Annotated in this window: 14 protein-coding genes and 2 pseudogenes; 5 read left to right on the top strand and 11 right to left on the bottom strand. The window is 68.4% G+C overall.

Going from position 1 to position 16,618, the window contains the following annotated elements:
- Positions 1 to 40 precede the first annotated feature (40 nt).
- A pseudogene (locus tag ACFWAY_RS10575) lies at positions 41 to 163 on the bottom strand (hypothetical protein); the annotation flags it as partial.
- Between the two features lie 166 nt (positions 164 to 329).
- Positions 330 to 641: a hypothetical protein gene (locus tag ACFWAY_RS10580; protein WP_378451416.1), complete on the bottom strand. Its 312-nt coding sequence runs from the start codon at positions 639 to 641 to the stop codon at positions 330 to 332.
- Positions 642 to 805: 164 nt separating this feature from the next.
- On the opposite strand from ACFWAY_RS10580, the gene ACFWAY_RS10585 reads away from it, so the two are divergent.
- Both ACFWAY_RS10585 and ACFWAY_RS10590 read left to right on the top strand, forming a co-directional pair.
- Positions 806 to 1,378 (top strand): DUF4126 domain-containing protein, encoded by a 573-nt coding sequence (locus ACFWAY_RS10585; RefSeq protein WP_378510614.1) that lies wholly within the window; start codon positions 806 to 808, stop codon positions 1,376 to 1,378.
- A gap of 17 nt (positions 1,379 to 1,395) precedes the next feature.
- Entirely contained in the window at positions 1,396 to 2,361 is a 966-nt protein-coding gene (locus tag ACFWAY_RS10590) for an alpha/beta hydrolase (protein ID WP_378510615.1), read from the top strand.
- Here ACFWAY_RS10590 and ACFWAY_RS10595 read toward each other — a convergent pair whose 3' ends face one another.
- Positions 2,362 to 3,453 carry an N-acetylmuramoyl-L-alanine amidase gene (locus tag ACFWAY_RS10595; RefSeq protein WP_378451419.1) on the bottom strand — a complete coding sequence of 364 codons (1,092 nt, stop codon included), beginning with the start codon at positions 3,451 to 3,453 and terminating at the stop codon, positions 2,362 to 2,364. It abuts the gene before it with no gap.
- A 206-nt stretch (positions 3,454 to 3,659) separates the two neighbouring features.
- A pseudogene (locus tag ACFWAY_RS10600) lies at positions 3,660 to 4,521 on the bottom strand (DUF559 domain-containing protein).
- Positions 4,522 to 4,923: 402 nt separating this feature from the next.
- On the opposite strand from ACFWAY_RS10600, the gene ACFWAY_RS10605 reads away from it, so the two are divergent.
- Positions 4,924 to 5,157: a hypothetical protein gene (locus ACFWAY_RS10605; RefSeq protein WP_378451420.1), complete on the top strand. Its 234-nt coding sequence runs from the start codon at positions 4,924 to 4,926 to the stop codon at positions 5,155 to 5,157.
- Between the two features lie 55 nt (positions 5,158 to 5,212).
- On the opposite strand, the gene purH is transcribed toward ACFWAY_RS10605, so the two are convergent.
- The 4 genes from purH to ACFWAY_RS10625 form a co-directional block, all read right to left on the bottom strand.
- Positions 5,213 to 6,769: a bifunctional phosphoribosylaminoimidazolecarboxamide formyltransferase/IMP cyclohydrolase gene (gene purH / locus ACFWAY_RS10610; RefSeq protein WP_378451421.1), complete on the bottom strand. Its 1,557-nt coding sequence runs from the start codon at positions 6,767 to 6,769 to the stop codon at positions 5,213 to 5,215.
- On the bottom strand, positions 6,762 to 7,442 hold the full coding sequence (gene purN, locus ACFWAY_RS10615; RefSeq protein WP_378451422.1) for a phosphoribosylglycinamide formyltransferase: 681 nt from the start codon (positions 7,440 to 7,442) through the stop codon (positions 6,762 to 6,764). Before purN ends, purH begins: the two co-directional genes overlap by 8 nt.
- A gap of 68 nt (positions 7,443 to 7,510) precedes the next feature.
- Positions 7,511 to 9,034, bottom strand: coding sequence for a DUF6350 family protein (locus ACFWAY_RS10620; protein WP_378510660.1), 1,524 nt, complete (start codon positions 9,032 to 9,034; stop codon positions 7,511 to 7,513).
- A gap of 111 nt (positions 9,035 to 9,145) precedes the next feature.
- Positions 9,146 to 10,213, bottom strand: coding sequence for a DUF5336 domain-containing protein (locus ACFWAY_RS10625; RefSeq protein WP_378510616.1), 1,068 nt, complete (start codon positions 10,211 to 10,213; stop codon positions 9,146 to 9,148).
- A gap of 126 nt (positions 10,214 to 10,339) precedes the next feature.
- Here ACFWAY_RS10625 and ACFWAY_RS10630 point away from each other — a divergent pair, with 126 nt between their 5' ends.
- Positions 10,340 to 10,966, top strand: a complete 627-nt coding sequence (locus ACFWAY_RS10630) for an IMPACT family protein (protein ID WP_378451424.1) — start codon at positions 10,340 to 10,342, stop codon at positions 10,964 to 10,966.
- 60 nt (positions 10,967 to 11,026) lie between these two features.
- On the opposite strand, the gene sucD is transcribed toward ACFWAY_RS10630, so the two are convergent.
- The 3 genes from sucD to ACFWAY_RS10645 form a co-directional block, all read right to left on the bottom strand.
- On the bottom strand, positions 11,027 to 11,929 hold the full coding sequence (gene sucD, locus ACFWAY_RS10635) for a succinate--CoA ligase subunit alpha (RefSeq protein WP_005238543.1): 903 nt from the start codon (positions 11,927 to 11,929) through the stop codon (positions 11,027 to 11,029).
- Between the two features lie 15 nt (positions 11,930 to 11,944).
- Entirely contained in the window at positions 11,945 to 13,114 is a 1,170-nt protein-coding gene (sucC, locus tag ACFWAY_RS10640; protein ID WP_378451425.1) for an ADP-forming succinate--CoA ligase subunit beta, read from the bottom strand.
- Positions 13,115 to 13,307: 193 nt separating this feature from the next.
- The gene (locus ACFWAY_RS10645; RefSeq protein WP_378510617.1) at positions 13,308 to 15,260 is read right to left on the bottom strand and encodes a hypothetical protein; all 1,953 of its coding nucleotides are present in this window, start codon (positions 15,258 to 15,260) and stop codon (positions 13,308 to 13,310) included.
- A gap of 231 nt (positions 15,261 to 15,491) precedes the next feature.
- Here ACFWAY_RS10645 and ACFWAY_RS10650 point away from each other — a divergent pair, with 231 nt between their 5' ends.
- A complete protein-coding gene (locus ACFWAY_RS10650) occupies positions 15,492 to 16,553 on the top strand; it encodes a M23 family metallopeptidase (protein WP_378510618.1) in 1,062 nt (353 codons plus the stop codon).
- Positions 16,554 to 16,618: the final 65 nt, after the last annotated feature.

The following is a 16,618-nucleotide window of genomic DNA, read 5'->3' on the forward strand; positions in this document are numbered from 1 at the left end:
CCCGGGTCAGCCCTCGCGGCGCGTTCTCGTCCGAGAACTGGGGGTTCTTCCGGTAGCCGAGCGCCTCGTAGAAGGCATTCGACTTGCCGAGGTCCGTCAGGGGGAGGTTCACGAAGATCATGGTCGACATCGAGCAGGGCCTGCCCGGCATCCCGTCCAACATCCTGTCGGCGCGCCTGAAGGAACTCGAGGACACCGGCGGTGAAGGCAATGACGGCACGCGAGATCACCCCGGAGGACGCCATCGCCCTCGGCAGCGTGTCCGTCACCGGCGACCCGGCGCTGTTCGCCACGTTCGCCGACGTCTTCGGCATTCCCTGACTGCCCGCCTACGCGGCGACACCGTACGAGGACGCGGCGTCCAACTCGTCCCAGGCGGAGCGGTAGCGCTCGAACGTCACCGGATCAGCCTCCGCCAGAAGGGAGTCGAGCAGGACTCGCGGATCGTCGCGCCATGCCCGGACGACGTCCGCGACCGCGCGGTTCGAGAACAGACCCGACCCGGTGAGCGCAGACACCCACTCGTCGATCGCTCCCCGGTGAATCCGCTCGACGGCCTCCCGGCGGAATCCGCCGTCGACGAAGTCGAGGGAGAACATGGCGGCGACGAAATCACCGGTGGTCAGCTGTACGACGTTCATGATGCGGCACCTTCCTGGGGTCGGGGGTTCGTCTCGGATGTAATCCGTTGGAACGACTGGTGATGCAGACGCTAGTCGTCGATTGTGTGAGTTCTGTGATGCTTCTCTGAGATCTCGGCCGCGACGGCCGCCTGCCGGTATCGCCGAGCTTCTACACTCCGTGCATGGAGACCTGGGTTCTGCCCGGACTGCTCGGCCTCGGCCTCGCCGCCGCGTCGGGACTGCGCACGTTCCTGCCGTTGCTGATGCTCAGCGCCGCGGTGCACTTCGAGGTGCTCGGGGTGACCCTGAACGAGTCCATGCGGTGGCTCGGTTCGACCGGGGCGCTGGTGGCGTTGTCGATCGCGACACTGGTGGAACTGACCGCCGATCTCATCCCGTTCGTCGACAACGTGCTGTCCGTGATCGGCAACGTCACCGGTCCCGTGGCGGGAGTCATCGCGACCTGGGCGGCCTTCGCGGACGTGGACCCGTCGACTGCCGCGATCGCCGGAATCGTCATCGGCGCGCCCACGGCTCTGGCGTTCAGCACCGCGCAGACCGGCACCCGGGCGGTGAGCACGGCCTCGACCGGCGGCCTGGCCAATCCCGTGGTGTCGGTGATCGAGGACGTCGTCTCGTTCGTCACATCCCTGATCGCCCTGCTGCTTCCGCTGCTCGTCATTCCACTGCTCGCGTTCCTGTTGTGGTTCGCGTGGCGCGGGGTGCAACGGGTGCGGCGACTGCGCGCGACGTGAACTGGTAGACAGTCCCCATGCCTGACACCGAGATCACGTTCGACAGCGGTGCCGTCACGTACTACGGCAGCCTGCGCACTCCCGACCACGCGAATGGGTCGGCGGCGGCCGCGCTGCTGCTCGCCGGCAGCGGTCCCACCGATCGCAACGGCGACAGCGCCCTGCTCCCCGGTGACATCGGAACGCTCCGCCACCTCGCCGACGTGCTCGAACAGCACGGCATCCCCAGCCTGCGCTACGACAAGATCGGCAGCGGCGAAACCGCTCTCGGCCCGTACGAGGTGGAAGAGGTCGGGGGTCTCGGATTCACCACGTTCGTCGACGCCGCATCCGCGGGCCTCGACTTCCTGGCCGCCCAACCCGGGGTCGACCCGTCGAAGCTGATCGTCATCGGTCACAGCGACGGCGGACTCGTCGCCCTCGCACTCGCCACCGCGGAAACAGAGTCGCGCGTGCGCGCCGTCGGACTGCTCGAACCGCTGAGTGTCCGGCTCCTCGATCTGCTCACCACGCAGATCCACGGCCAGCTCGACGCCGTCGTCGGCACCGGCCAGCTGCCGGTGGAATTGGCCGACGAACTCCGGCTCGCACTCGCGGACACCGTCGAATCGCTCCGCACGTCGGGAACGATCCCCGACGACCTTCCGGAACCCCTGCAGAACGCCGGGCTCGTCCATGCCAACGCGAAAGCGCTCGCGGAGGAGGACGCTCTCGACCCGCGCGCACTGGCCGGCCGGTTGCCCGCAGGCTTCCCTGTCCTCACCAGCTGCTCCGCCAAGGACATTCAGGTGCAGCTCGCCGACGTCGACGGCCTGAACGACGCCCTCGCGCACACCGAGCTGACGCCGGTGCGGATGACGAACGCCAATCACGTCCTCAAGGACGTCGGCGACCGCCCGTCCACCGGACCGGATTACGTGGAACCGCTCCCCTACTCGGCGGAGTTCACCGAACCGTTCAGCAGGTGGATCGCGGCACTGTGATCAGTTCCCGCCCGCTCCGGTGATCACGGCCATCAGCGTGCTCGCCAGATCGGACACGAGTCCCAGGTTCTTGTCGTTGACGAGGTCCTGAAGCCCGTCGAGTCCCTCGACCTCGAGCAGCGGCGCGAGCATCTCCATCAACTCGGAGAACTGCGCCGAATCGGGTGCCGTCGACTTCGGTGCCGCCTTGGGGGTGGTCGCCTTCGGGGTCGTGGTGGTGGTCGACGACGCGCTATCCTCACTCGCCTCTGGTGCCGTGGTCGCCGCCGGCGCCGCGGCCAGCTCCTCGGCGGGCGCCGACTGCGACCCCGTCAGCAGGTATGTGACGATGCCGGTCGTGATGGTGATCGCGTGCTTCAACTGGCCGTCGGTGCCCTCCAGCTGGGCGGAGTCTTCCTTGTTGGAACCGTTGCCCATCTCGACGAACACCAGCGGCACCTGAGTCAGCGCAGGTCCGGCGACATCGGCGCGGGTCTGGAGGCCGTCGTTCACGCCGGCGTAGTTGGCGGGAACGAAGCCGTCGGACTTGTAGGCGTCGCGCATCATCTTCGACGCCTCGAGCCCGCCGCCGGACTGTGCCGCATCGGCCTTTTCGTCGGGGATGGGCAGCGACGGGATGATCATGTGGAACCCGTGCTTGCTCGCGTCCTCGCCCTGCGCCGTCGAGTCCGCGTGAATGCTCACCGCCACGTCGGCATTCGATTCGCTTGCCGCACGCGCTCTTTCGTCGACGCATCCGCCCCAGCCGGTGTCGTCCTGACGACTCAGGACGACCTTCGCGCCGAGACTCTCGAGGCTGCTCTTCACCAGCTGGGACACATTCCAGTTGATGGTGTGCTCGGGCACCCCGCCGAGCGACGTCATGCCGCTCGTCTGGCAGTCCTTGGTGTTGCCCCGGCCGTCGTTTACTTGCTGTGCGAGGTCGTGGCCCTCGCTGGAACCCTGATGCCCGGGGTCGAGGAACACCGTCATCCCGGACAGCTCGGTGCCGGTCGCCGTCGCCGCGGGTTCCGCCGAAACCTGAGCAGGGATGAGCACGGACGCACCCAGGACGCAGGCGCCGAGGCCGGCCTTGATCGCAAATCGGTTCATAACGGGGATGGGCGCACCGTCGCAGTCCGGGCGCCACTCTCCTTCCACAGGTGCCACTCGAGTCACATCAGCCCCGAGTGAATCAGCTGCACCGTGCGTACGGGCTGCTCGACGCCGGATCGAAAGCAACCTGTGACCAAAGTGGTGAGATTCGAATGGGCACTTCCGTAGGCAAGCACCGAGTGGAGGCCTGCGTTTCTGCGCATTCACACCGGGACTCCTGCCTGCCGCAATCGGTCCCGAACTCGCGCGACGATCACCTGCGGCCGCCGACGCAGCTGTTCCGCATTCACCCGCACCACCGCCCACCCGAGTTCGGCGAGCCGTTCCGTCCGCTCGATGTCCCACGTGCGCTGACGTTCGTCCGACCAGTGATGTTCGCCGTCGTACTCGACGAGCACCTTCCACCTTGTCCAGCCCAGGTCCGCACGGGCGAAGACACGACCGCGGCGATCCTCGATCGGTATCTGAGTCTCCGGTGCGGGCAACCCTCCGCGGATCAGGACGAGGCCGCGTCTCCGGTGGGGACTCGGCACCGGGATCGACGAGCCACACGACTTCACGCAGCGACGCGAGACCACGTTCGCCCCGATGCCGGCCTGCCACCGCGGAAATTTCCGCCGGGCGCAGTCCGGTGTCGTGGCACAGGGCGTCGAGTACCTCGACGGCGCGATCGACGGGCAGCCATCTGCCCAGATCGAAGGCGGTCAGCGCCGGAGTGGTGAACAGCATCTCGTCCACAAGACACACTTCGTCCGGCAGGAGGGTATCCGCGCGCACCTCGATGCCGTCGACGGATCGTCGGCTGCCTCGTCTGATGAGCGTCGCCGACTCGCCCCCTCCGATCCATCGGGTTCCGTGCACGGCGGCGGCGGAGAAGCCCGCGAGTACCGCTTCACCGTCGGCCCACAACCAGGCGGCGCGTGCGCGTGAGTGCGCTGTCACCTCGACGCTTCTGGGCACATACACGTCCCGGTGCAAACGCCGGAAAGTGCGTAACCCGTGGCGGGTGAGCCGCCCGGTTCGTAGCGCTTCCGAACCCCGGAACGGCTGCTGGAATTCCCCCATCGTCGAACCCTGACAGTCCGGCACTCGATCGCGGTCGCAAATTCCGAGTCTGTGGACAACGCATATCGCCATCCACAGAAGCGTCACTGCGCAGAACTGTAGGTGAACATCGAGTACAACCCTGCATTTCTGCGCAGCGGCTGGATAATGGAAGTGCAAACCCTCAACCGGTGATGTACGGTCATCTACCAACCAGCAACGACACGCAGGAAGGCACGGCCATGATGCAGCTTCACGCGCTCTTCGCGTCCGTATCCGCATGGCGTCGCTGCTCCGCCGACAAGCACATCACCAAGTTCGGCCCACCCCGAGAATGTTGAGACTCAACCAAGTCATTCTCGGGCACCCAGGGCAAACCCCTCGGGTGCCTTTTCTTTTACCTTTCACTTTCAGGAGCACCCCATGAAACTTCGCATCAACCAACTGTCCACCTCTCCCCCCTATCTCGGTTTGCCGGACGACCTCACCGGTTACGCCGTCACCCTCGACCTGTCGCACTGCGATGCAGCCCACGAAGCGGGCCTGGGTGAGCTGATCAGCGAGGTCCGCAGCCGCGGCGCAGCCCGCGTTGTCATCACCGGTTCGCCTCGCGAACTCCAGGGCACGGGCCGGGCGCACGGGGCCGCAGCCGCCTGACGACGCAGAACGGGCCCCGGCATGATGCCGAGACCCGTTCGAGAGTTGCCGAAGGCTAGTGCGCGAAGTGCCGCGCGCCCGTCAGGTACATGGTGATGCCGGCTTCCTTGGCCGCATCGATGACCTCGTTGTCGCGGACGGAACCACCCGGCTGTACGACTGCCTTGACGCCGGCGTTCGCGAGCACCTGCAGTCCGTCGGGGAACGGGAAGAACGCGTCCGACGCGCCCACCGACCCGACCACCCGGTCACCGGCCCGCTGCACCGCGAGGTGCGCGGAGTCGACGCGGTTGACCTGGCCCATGCCGACGCCGACCGACGCACCGTCGGAAGCGAGCAGGATCGCGTTGGATTTCACCGAACGGCACGCGCGCCACGCGAACTCGAGATCCTTCAGCGTCTGTTCGTCGGCGGCGTCGCCGACGGCCAGCGTCCAGTTGGCCGGGTCGTCGCCCCCGGCGTCGAGCACGTCGCGCTCCTGGAGGAGCGCTCCACCGGACACGGGACGCAGTTCGATTCCCGTCGCGGTGGGCGCCTGAGCAAGGAGGACGCGGATGTTCTTCTTGCGCTGCAGAACTCCGAGCGCACCGTCCGCGTAGGACGGGGCGATGATCACCTCGGTGAAGATCTCGGCGACCTGCTCCGCCATCTCGACGGTGATCTCGCGGTTCGCGGCGATGACTCCGCCGTATGCGCTGACCGGGTCGCAGGCGTGCGCCTTGCGGTGCGCCTCGGCGATGTCGGCTCCGACCGCGATGCCACACGGGTTCGCGTGCTTGATGATCGCGACGGCCGGCTCGCTGAAGTCGAACGCCGCACGCCAGGCCGCGTCGCCGTCGGTGTAGTTGTTGTACGACATTTCCTTGCCGTGCAGCTGCTCCGCCTGGGCCAGACCGGCAGGAGCGGCGGGGTTCACGTAGAGGGCCGCGGCCTGGTGCGGGTTCTCGCCGTACCGCAGCACTGCCGAGCGGTCCCAGGTGGCGCCTGCCCACTCGGGGAACTGCGAGTCACCCGGTTCGACCAGCACGGACGTCATCCAGCTGGCGACGGCGACGTCGTACGACGCGGTGTGCTGGAACGCCTGTGCGGCGAGCGCGGTGCGCTCGGGCAGCGTGAACCCGCCGTCGGCGACCGCGGTGAGCACGTCGTCGTAGCGGGCGGGATCCACCACGACCGCGACCGAGGGGTGGTTCTTCGCGGCGGCACGCACCATGGACGGCCCGCCGATGTCGATCTGCTCGACGCACTCGTCGGGGGTCGCACCCGATGCGACGGTCTGCGTGAACGGATACAGGTTCACGACCACCAGCTGGAACGCCTCGATGCCGAGTTCCTCGAGCTGCGCGAGGTGCTCCGGCTTCCGGGTGTCCGCGAGGACGCCCGCGTGCACCCGCGGATGCAGCGTCTTGACCCGGCCTTCGAGGCATTCGGGGAACCCCGTCAGCGCCTCGACGGGGGTGACCGGGATGCCGGCGTCGGCGATCTTCGCTGCAGTCGATCCTGTCGACACCAGCTCGACGCCTGCCTTGTGCAGGCCCGTAGCCAGTTCGACCAGACCGGTCTTGTCGTAGACGCTGACGAGCGCTCGGCGTACTGCCTTGCGTTCACTCACTGGGGATCACGGCCTTTCGTCCATCGGAAACAACTCCACGGGTGGCGACAGCGGCGATGACGTCCGCCAACAACCGTCGCTCCACAGTCTTGATGCGCTCGTGCAGGGTCGACTCGTCGTCGCCGTCGAGCACCGGCACGGGTTCCTGCGCCAGGATCGGGCCGGTGTCGACACCCGCGTCCACGAGGTGGACGGTCGATCCCGACACCTTCACGCCGTAGGCCAGGGCATCCGGGACCGCGTGCGCGCCGGGGAATGCGGGCAGCAACGCGGGATGCGTGTTGATGATGCGACCGCCGAAGCGCTCCAGGAAGGCGGGACCGAGGATCTTCATGAAACCCGCCGACACGACGAGCGACGGCTGGTGCGACGCGACGGCCTCGGTCAGCGCGACATCCCAGGCGGACCGATCGGCGTAGTCACGGAGTCCGATCCGGAAGTGGGTGATGCCCGCGGATTCGGCGTGCCGGGTGGCGTCGCAGTCGCGGTCGACGCCGACGGCGACGATCGCGGCGGGATACCCGTCCGTGTGTGTTGCTTCGATCAGCGATCTCAGGAGGGTTCCCGCACCGGAGGCGAGTACGACAATCCGCGCCGGCGCGGACGCCACCGGCGAAGCGGTCGTGGGCCCCAGGTGGTCACGCGAGGAAGTCAGCGCTCTACTCCTGAACAATCGAAAGGCCGGATGAATCGAAAGACGGGCGAAAATGGGGGCGGTCGCATCGTCGACCGACCAAGAGCCTAGTCGCTGGGGGTTGCGGGCCCTCGGGGCAGGTCGGCTTCCGGGGCCTCGCCGGCGTCTCCGGACCCGTCGGGTTCCTCCGTCGCCGCGTCTTCCTCGACCTCGGCGTCCACCACGACCTCGGCCTCGGCGTCGGTGTCCTGCGGTGCAACCGGCGCTGCCGGCGCTTCGGTGTCGTCGACTAGTTCGGCTTCGATCACACGACTCGGCGGGACGTCTTCAGGGATCACCCGCTCCTCGGTGATCGGGGCGGCGATCGCGGGAACCTCCTCCGCGCCGGGAAGATGCGGCTCCTCGTCCTCGGTGTCAGCTTCGTCCTCGTCCACGGCGCCCCGGCTCCGATGCCAGGCCACGACCACTGCCGTCACCGCGCCCGCGAGTCCGAGCCACGCGAACGTGAGCAGCCCGAACACCCACCAGTTCAGCTCGACCGTGCCGAATGCGCCGAGCCTGCCGCCGGACACGAGGCCGAGTACCGCCGTCACCACGCCCACACTCGCAGCGGCGGTCAGCACGGTGAACAGCGCTTCCTGCCCGGCGACCTGGCGCCCGCAGTCGCGTCCGAGCATCACACCGATCAGCAGCGGAATCACCAGCAGCGCAGGCCACGCGCCACCCGACACCCCGTCGGGAACGGCGCCGAGCAGCGGCAACGGCGGCAGCGAACCACCGACATTCCCGAACACGCTGACCGAGACGTCCCCGATCTGCGCGGTCCCTCCCATGACCGCGGCCGCGGCACCCACCACGATGTTCGGCAGGTACAGCACCGACAGGATCGTCAGTCCGAGCATTCCGACGACGCCGTCGCCGCGTTCGAGCAGCGAGCCGACCGTCGACCACTCCATCAGCAGCGAGATCGTGACCATGACCGCGCCGGCACCGAGAATCGCCGTCATCGCGCGCAGGCCCGGCCGCACCGCGTCCCGGACCCACGACGGAACCTGCGCACCGAGCGTCGGCCACATCGCGACCGTCACACCGATCGCCGACGCGAGCAGGTGCACGAACAACACCCACCCGAACGCGGCGAGCGCGTTCGGGGAGGACAGCGGGATGACCGCCGACGCGTCCGCGATGACGGCGAGGCTGATGGCCGTCACGACCAGCGGTCCGGCCACCGCGGCGCCGATCACCTGCAGAGCGTGCCGCCGCGAGGACGCCGGGTGCACCACCGCAGCGCATCCGCGGGCGACGACCCACACCATCCCCGCTGTCGGGATCAACGGGAGGACACCGAGTGCCGTGCCGTCGACCGTCAACGGCACCTGGTGAATCGCCAGCCACGACGCCGCGATGGCACCGAACGTTCCCGTGAGGTCGCTGTTCGCGGCCACAAGAGTGACGACGATGAGTGCGGACAACAGGACGACGGTGACGCCCGCGGGCCGGAACGCGACCGCGAGCAGCGCCCGCATCTCGTCGGCGTCGGGCACGGGTCGCTGTCGCGGGACTGGCCGCTCGTCATCACCGACGGCGCGCCGTCGTGCACCCTGTGCGACACGCTGCGCACGATCAACCAAAGAACTCATCCCCTCGAGAGTGGCACTCCGACGCCGCGACAGCGGCCAGGCGCGCCGCACAGAAGTGGCCTCCGACCACGTTCGGTCAGAGGCCACCTGCTGGTTGGGCCGCTACTTGTCGTCCCTGTCGGCGCGCGTGTCGAACGCCTGGGTCGGCGCGCTGTAGCCCTCCGATTCGGGCTTCTCGGCCGATTCGTCCGGCTTCGCCTCGGTGGGAGGCTGCTCGCCGTATTCCAGCGTGCGCTCCACCGGCGACGACTCGGACTGCGAGCCGTACGCAGGCGCCGCGTGTTGCGCGGAACCGTAGCTGGTCCCGGCCGGGTACTGCGAGCTGGGCGTTCCGGTGGACTGCGACGGGCTAGACGGCTGCGAGTACCCCTGGTACTGCGGCTGTTGGTAGGCGGTGGTCGGGGCGTCGTACGACGCGGACCCGGCACCCCCGGCTGCTCCGTAACCCGGCTGCTGCGGCTGTCCGTAGCCCTGGCCGTAGCCGGGCTGGCTCTGCGAGGGCTGACCCTGCTGGCCGTACCCCTGCTGGCCGTAGCCCGGCTGGTTCTGCTGCCCGTAGCCGGGCTGCGACTGGCTCTGCTGCCCGTAACCCTGCGGGGCACTCTGGCCGTAGCCCTGCGGCGGCTGTCCGTACGACTGCTGCGGGCCCTGCCCGTAGCCCTGCGGGGCGCCCTGGCCGTAACCCTGCGGCGCCTGACCGGGCTGACCGAAGCCGGCGGCTGCGGCCGGCTTGGGCGCCGGCTGCTTCAGAAGGCCGATGTCGAACAGCGCCGCCGCGACGGCCACGGCCGACTGGATGAATCCGAGAACGAGGATCAGGATTGCGCCCCAACCGGAATCCGCGTCGACGTTGAGAAATACGAGCAACGCGACAACCCAGCCCGCGACGGACGCCGCCGCTGCCGCGCCCGCATAGGACTGCTTCGGAAGGAGGGACGCCGCCGCGAGCAGACCACCGAGGAACAGGAGTCCGAGCCCGTCCGTGTTCGCTTCGAACGAGTTCACGGACTCTCGCGCCAAGGTGGCGTAGGGGGCAAATCCGAGCAGTAGGTTGAGGACACCGAGAACTGCGACACCGATCAGAAGGAAGAAGCCCAGGCCTTTCGATTCTCCCCCTGCAGTCGGTTGCGCGGGCGGACCGTAACTCGGTCCTCCGGGCGTGAACGTCATGACTTCTCCTAGTCGACAAGTGGTCGTCTGCGTGCGCTCTTCCGACGCTAGCCTACGTATACCCGTCGGTCACTGCGCTCAGTCGCGGCCCGCAGCGCCGGGAACAGCGCAGGAGACAATGGTTCGGTGCCGTACACCCTCGCTCCCCGCACCGCCGATCTCACCCTCGAGACGGAGGTGAAGCACTCACGTTTCATCGCCGCCCTGCGGCGCGTAGAGGACGCCGAGGCGGCGCAGGCTTTCGTCCAGGATCAGCGGCGCGCGTATCCCGATGCGCGACATCACTGTTCGGCGTACATCATCGGAAACGGGCCCAGTGACCGGGTCGAGCGTGCGAGCGACGACGGCGAACCCGGTGGCACCGCGGGCATTCCGATGCTGCAGGTACTCAAGGCCCGTGATCTCGTCGACGTCACGGTGGTCGTGACACGGTACTTCGGGGGAATCAAGCTGGGGGCGGGCGGACTGGTGCGCGCCTACTCCGGCGCGGTGGCCACAGCGGTCGATGCCGCACCGCTCGTGCGAAGGGAACTTCGCCACCTGCACACCCTCGCCGTCGGCCACGCCGAGGCGGGACGCGTCGAGTCGGAGCTGCGTGGGCGGGGCGTCGTCGTGGTGGACACCACATACGGGGAATCCGCGGTCCTCACCCTCGCGGCGAAGGACTCGGCGGAGCTGGCCGATCTGGTCGCTGCCGTCACGTCGGGGACGGGGACACTCGATCCGGCCGGGGAGATGTGGGTCGATGCCTGAACGGCCCGTGCGCCTTTCTGGTAGCGGGAGCTACCAAAAAGGCGCACGGGCCCAAAGGGCCTAGGCCTGGACGGTCAGGCTCTGCAGGATCTCGCGAGCGAGCGCAGCGGTCTCGGACGGCGTCTTGCCGACCTTCACGCCGGCGGCCTCGAGGGCGTCCTTCTTGGCCTGCGCGGTGCCCGAGGAACCGGAGACGATGGCGCCTGCGTGGCCCATGGTCTTGCCCTCGGGAGCGGTGAAGCCCGCGACGTAGCCGACGACCGGCTTGGTGACGTTAGCCTTGATGTAGTCGGCGGCACGCTCTTCGGCGTCGCCACCGATCTCACCGATCATCACGATGACCTTGGTCTCGGGGTCCTTCTCGAACGCCTCGATGGCGTCGATGTGGGTGGTGCCGATGACCGGGTCGCCGCCGATGCCGATGGCGGTGGAGAAGCCGAAGTCACGCAGCTCGAACATCATCTGGTAGGTCAGCGTGCCGGACTTGGACACGAGGCCGATCGGGCCGGTGCCTGCGATGTTGGCGGGGGTGATGCCGACCAGCGACTCGCCGGGGGTGATGATGCCGGGGCAGTTGGGTCCGATGATGCGGGTCTTGTTGCCCTTGGAGACGTTGTACGCCCATGCGTACGCCGAGTCCTGCACCGGGATGCCCTCGGTGATGACCACGAGCAGCGGGATCTCCGCGTCGATGGCCTCGACGATGGCGTCCTTGGCGAAGGCCGGGGGAACGAACGCGATGGAGACGTCCGCGCCGGTCTTCTCGATGGCCTCGGCGACGGTGCCGAAGACGGGCAGCTCGACGCCGCCGTCGTGGGTGACGGTGGTGCCGGCCTTACGGGCGTTGACACCGCCGACGACCTGGGTGCCGGCCTTGAGCATCAGCGCGGTGTGCTTGGTGCCCTCGCCGCCGGTGATGCCCTGGACGATGACCTTGGAGTCCTTGGTCAGGAAGATAGCCATGTTTTTTGAGTCCCTTTACTTTGCGGCGAAGGCCAGCTCGGCAGCCTTGTCGGCAGCCTCGTCCATGGTTCCGACGACCGTGACCAGCGGGTGGGCGGCCTCGGCGAGGATACGACGACCCTCTTCGACGTTGTTGCCGTCCAGGCGGACGACCAGCGGCTTGTTGGCCTCGTCACCCAGCGTCTTCAGGGCGCCGACGATGCCGTTGGCGACCGCGTCACACGCGGTGATGCCACCGAAAACGTTCACGAACACGCTCTTGACCTGCGCGTCGTTCAGGATGACGTCCAGGCCGTTCGCCATGACCTCTGCGGAGGCGCCGCCACCGATGTCGAGGAAGTTGGCCGGCTTCACGCCACCGTGCTTCTCACCTGCGTAGGCGACGACGTCCAGGGTCGACATGACCAGGCCGGCGCCGTTACCGATGATTCCGACCTCACCGTCGAGCTTGACGTAGTTGAGGTCGTTTTCCTTGGCCTTGAGCTCGAGCGGGTCCGTGGCGTCCTTGTCCTCGAACGCCTCGTGACCGGGCTGACGGAACGCAGCGTTCTCGTCGAGCGTGACCTTGCCGTCGAGCGCGAGGATCTGGTCGTCCGGCGTGCGGACGAGCGGGTTGACCTCGACGAGGAGAGCGTCTTCCTTGATGAAGACGTCCCACAGCTTCTGGATCGTCACGGCCGCTGCGTCGAGCACCACGGCGGGCAGCTTTCCTGCCTCGGCGATGCTGCGCGCGAACGCGAGGTCGACGCCCTTGACGGCGTCCACGGGGATCTTCGCGAGAGCGTCGGGGTTCTCCTCGGCGGTGACCTCGATCTCGACGCCACCCTCGACCGAGCACATGGCCAGGTAGGTGCGGTTGGTGCGGTCGAGCAGGAAGGAGATGTAGTACTCCTCGGCGATGTCACTTGCCTCTGCGACCAGCAGCTTCTTGACGACATGACCCTTGATGTCGAGGCCCAGGATCGCCTCGGCGTTGGCCTGTGCGGCGTCGACGTCGGCGGAGTACTTGACGCCACCGGCCTTGCCGCGGCCTCCGACCTTGACCTGCGCCTTGACCATCACGGGCTTACCGATTTCTTCGGCAATCTCGCGTGCGCCGGCGACCGTGTCGGTAACACGCCCAGCCGAAGTCGGCACCTCGTGCTTGGCGAAGAGTTCCTTCGCCTGGTATTCGAAGAGATCCATCTGCTCACCGTCTCGTCTGCGTTGACACCCGCTCGAGGGGTAGGAGCGGGTCTGTTTTGGACTTTAACCAGTTGCCGGGCCCGGTCTGCGCCCGCGTGTCTGCTATGTGGTCCACATCACGCGATGTCACGTACTGAGGCGAGCCTCACCAGAAGCACTGAGGCGGGCCTCACCGCTGTCGACGGGGCGGACCTCACCGATTTCTGCTGCGTGTCGTGAGGGCCGCGGCAGCCGCAATCAACACTATGCCCACCGTTGTCGGGACGACACCGGCCCCCATTGCGGGGTCGGTCACCCGGGCCGCGGTGAGCGGCCACGACAGCAGGTATACCCCCACGGCAACGGCCGAACCGAGCAGGAGAGCCACCGCCCGGGCCGGCCGGGCACGTGAGGCGACGATCACTGCCAGGACCACCGCGACGCCCAGCAGGACGCGCCCCCACACGTCGAGGTTCCACGGGAACTCCGCGAACGACGCGGGCGCGTAGTCGTCGCCGCGTGCGTCGGTCCCGTGGAAGAGCGGCAGTCCCAGTCCGACGAACGCGGCGACCGCGCCGAGGCCACCGACCGCGAGGACCGCGATCGAGGTGGACGACTCCTCGGACGTGTCGATCTCCTCGCGTTCCGCCGAACCGGCGAACCACGTCAGCACGCCGGTGACGCCGGCGGTGACGGCCGCACACCACAGCAGCGCGGCACCGATTCCGAAGCCGATTCCGGGGACGTCGGTGGCGAGTACGACGGACTGCGACACCGAGGCGACGGAGAACGGGATCGTCACCCACAGCACTCCGACCGCGGGTCGGACGGTGGAGGCGAATTCCGACAGCAGCAGCCAGACGCAGCCGACGACGAGCACGAGGGCGGCGACGAGCACGACCCGGGTGGCGTAGATGTCGGGGCGCACGGCGTCGGCCGGAATGTCCAGGACGGGGAGCAGGGCACCGGCGGCGGCCAGCACGGCGGTGACGATCCCGGTGGTCCCGGCGGCGACGTGCCAGCGGGCGATCCGGGCGCGGGCCGCGGCGGCCTCGGCTCGCAGCGCAGCCTTGGCGACGCCCTTCGCGGACGGGGTGACGGCGCCCTTCTTCGCCGGGCCGCCCTGCGCAGGCGCGGTCGACGAGGGGGCGGCGAGGGTCTTCAGGATCCTGCCGTCGCGAGCCCGGTCGACCATCGGGATGCAGACGCCCACGAGGACGAGGACACCGGCGCCGACGGTCCCCCACACCGCGCCGGGCCCGGGCTGGATCCGTTCGCCCGCGGCGAGTCCGGCCACCAGGCGCGTCCCGACAACGCCGAGCGCGGCCAGACCGGCCCCGACGAGCGCACCGGACGCCACGGGTGGCGAAATGGACGCCAGTGCGGAGGCGACCACGATCAGAACGGCCGCCGCCAGCAGCCCGGCACCTGCGGACGCGGCGAGATCCGACTCCACGACCGTGGGGACGAGGATGACCGGATCCTCGGACACGAAGGCGGGAGCGAACAGCGCGCCGACGAGCACGACGGCGGCGACCACCGCGACCGCGGACGGCAGGAACCCGATACGGGCGCCCGTCGCCCGTCCGACCTGTTCGGAGCTGCGTGCGTCGCCGTAACCGTCCGTCAGAGACTCCCGATGGACCGCGACCATGCCGAGGAGGCCCGCGAAGGCGATCAGCACGTGCCCGGCGAGGGCGGCGTATGCGCCGGACCCGGCGGCGAGCTCGGCCGCCGTCTCGGGCCTGAACAATTCGAGTCGGTTGGCGTCGATGGCGTCCGTCCACAGCTGGGTGTCGAGCACGGCGGCGCCGACGGACACCGCACCGGCACCGGCCAGCAGCGCCCCGGCCACAGCGGTGCGGCGCGCGAGAACCGCGGGAACGGCGAGCACGGGTGCCGCGACGGCGAAGACGGCAGCCCACAGCGCGGCTGCGCCGATTGCGGACGGCGCCGACGCCCCGTCGACCGAACGGACGGCGTGCAAAACGGGCGCCGAAGCCACCCCCAGGCCCCCGACGAGACCCAGGACGACCGCGAGCACGCACCCCCGGCGCGCACGGGCGGGATCGGGCTCGTCGACGGCTGTCAGACCGGTGCCGCCGGACGAAGGAATACGTTCGGGCTCGGCCCTACGCCCGTCCGGAGATCGAGTTGATGACGCCACATGCCGACGCTAGCGCCAACCCACTGCCTCCCCGTGGTTGTGACACGCGTGCACACGGGCGAGATTGAACCGAGACGAAAAGTGGGTTCGACGTTTCCCCAGCTCAGTTTGTGATGCCCGTCACATGTAGCCGTTCCTCCGCGTTACAGGTTGCGCGCATCGCAACCGTTTCGTTACCGTCGCCAAGGTCTAAGTCACAGGCAGGTCACGAGCAGGAGGACGGACGGGCGTATGCACCATCGCAGCCAGTTCACGGCCAGCCGTTTTGTGAGTCACCACGATGACGAGTTGCGGGGCCACAGCGACGAAGTCGCGCCCACGTACCCCCCGAGGTCGGTCGAGCGTCATCCCGAGACCGATAGTTCTGAGATTTCGCGCATGTTCTTCCGCAATTCGCAGTCCACACGCTCCGCCCCCGACAGCGTCGACGCCGGCAACGACTTCGAGACCATCGACACCGAGTCCGAGATTCCCGGCTTCACCCCCCGCAGCGGTTCCGAGTCCTTCGAGGGCGCACCCTCCCACTCCCGCCGCGGAGCCCACCGCCTCCCGACTCCCCCCTCAGCTCTCAAAGGTCGCGCCGCAGTCCTCGCAGTCGCAGCGGGCGCCGTAGTCGCCGCAGGCCAGGCCGCCGTCACCAGCGGGTCGTCCAGCTCCTCCGACCACTCCGAGGTCGCCCTCGCCAGTGACGAGTCGAGCGCCATCGGAACCACCGCCGAGCCGCAGGCCGCGCAGTTCTCCACGGTCACCGACACCGCCGCGTCCGATTCGAACGCCCCGCAGGTCCTCAACATCGCGAACCCGACCGACCTGTCGCAGTTCAGCAACCTGCTCGCCAAGGGACAGCGTTTCAGCGAAGAGCGCGCCGCCCGCGAAGCCGCTGCCCGCCGCCCCCTGTTCGTCCTCCCCGCCGTGGGAACCTTCACCTCCAACTTCGGAAGCCGCTGGGGCACCCTGCACGCGGGCGTCGACATCGCCGCCCCCATCGGCACCCCCATCGTGGCCGTCGCCGACGGCGAGGTCATCGACTCGGGTCCGGCTTCCGGGTTCGGCATGTGGGTCCGCCTCAAGCACGCCGACGGCACCATCACCGTCTACGGCCACATCAACACTTCCACCGTCACTGTCGGCCAGAAGGTCATGGCGGGCGACCAGATCGCGACCGTCGGCAACCGCGGCTTCTCCACCGGCCCGCACCTGCATTTCGAGGTCCACCTCGCCGGCGAGAACAAGATCGATCCCCTCCCCTGGCTGGCCTCCCGCGGTATCAGCCTCGGCCCCGAGATGGACTGACCGAAAACTCTCGACACCACCCCGAACACACGACTGCGGCGCATGCATTGCATGCGCCGCAGTCG

Source organism: Rhodococcus sp. NPDC059968 (assembly GCF_042738615.1).
In the GTDB taxonomy this organism is placed as follows: Bacteria; Actinomycetota; Actinomycetes; order Mycobacteriales; family Mycobacteriaceae; genus Rhodococcus_F.

Excerpts from the sequence above, each read along its gene's own strand:
- ACFWAY_RS10595 (WP_378451419.1), bottom strand. The coding sequence starts at position 3,453 with ATGAACCGATTTGCGATCAAGGCCGGCCTCGGCGCCTGCGTCCTGGGT.
- ACFWAY_RS10650 (WP_378510618.1), top strand. The coding sequence starts at position 15,492 with ATGCACCATCGCAGCCAGTTCACGGCCAGCCGTTTTGTGAGTCACCAC.
- sucC (WP_378451425.1), bottom strand. The coding sequence starts at position 13,114 with ATGGATCTCTTCGAATACCAGGCGAAGGAACTCTTCGCCAAGCACGAG.
- ACFWAY_RS10590 (WP_378510615.1), top strand. The coding sequence starts at position 1,396 with ATGCCTGACACCGAGATCACGTTCGACAGCGGTGCCGTCACGTACTAC.
- ACFWAY_RS10625 (WP_378510616.1), bottom strand. The coding sequence starts at position 10,213 with ATGACGTTCACGCCCGGAGGACCGAGTTACGGTCCGCCCGCGCAACCG.
- ACFWAY_RS10585 (WP_378510614.1), top strand. The coding sequence starts at position 806 with ATGGAGACCTGGGTTCTGCCCGGACTGCTCGGCCTCGGCCTCGCCGCC.
- sucD (WP_005238543.1), bottom strand. The coding sequence starts at position 11,929 with ATGGCTATCTTCCTGACCAAGGACTCCAAGGTCATCGTCCAGGGCATC.
- ACFWAY_RS10605 (WP_378451420.1), top strand. The coding sequence starts at position 4,924 with ATGAAACTTCGCATCAACCAACTGTCCACCTCTCCCCCCTATCTCGGT.
- ACFWAY_RS10580 (WP_378451416.1), bottom strand. The coding sequence starts at position 641 with ATGAACGTCGTACAGCTGACCACCGGTGATTTCGTCGCCGCCATGTTC.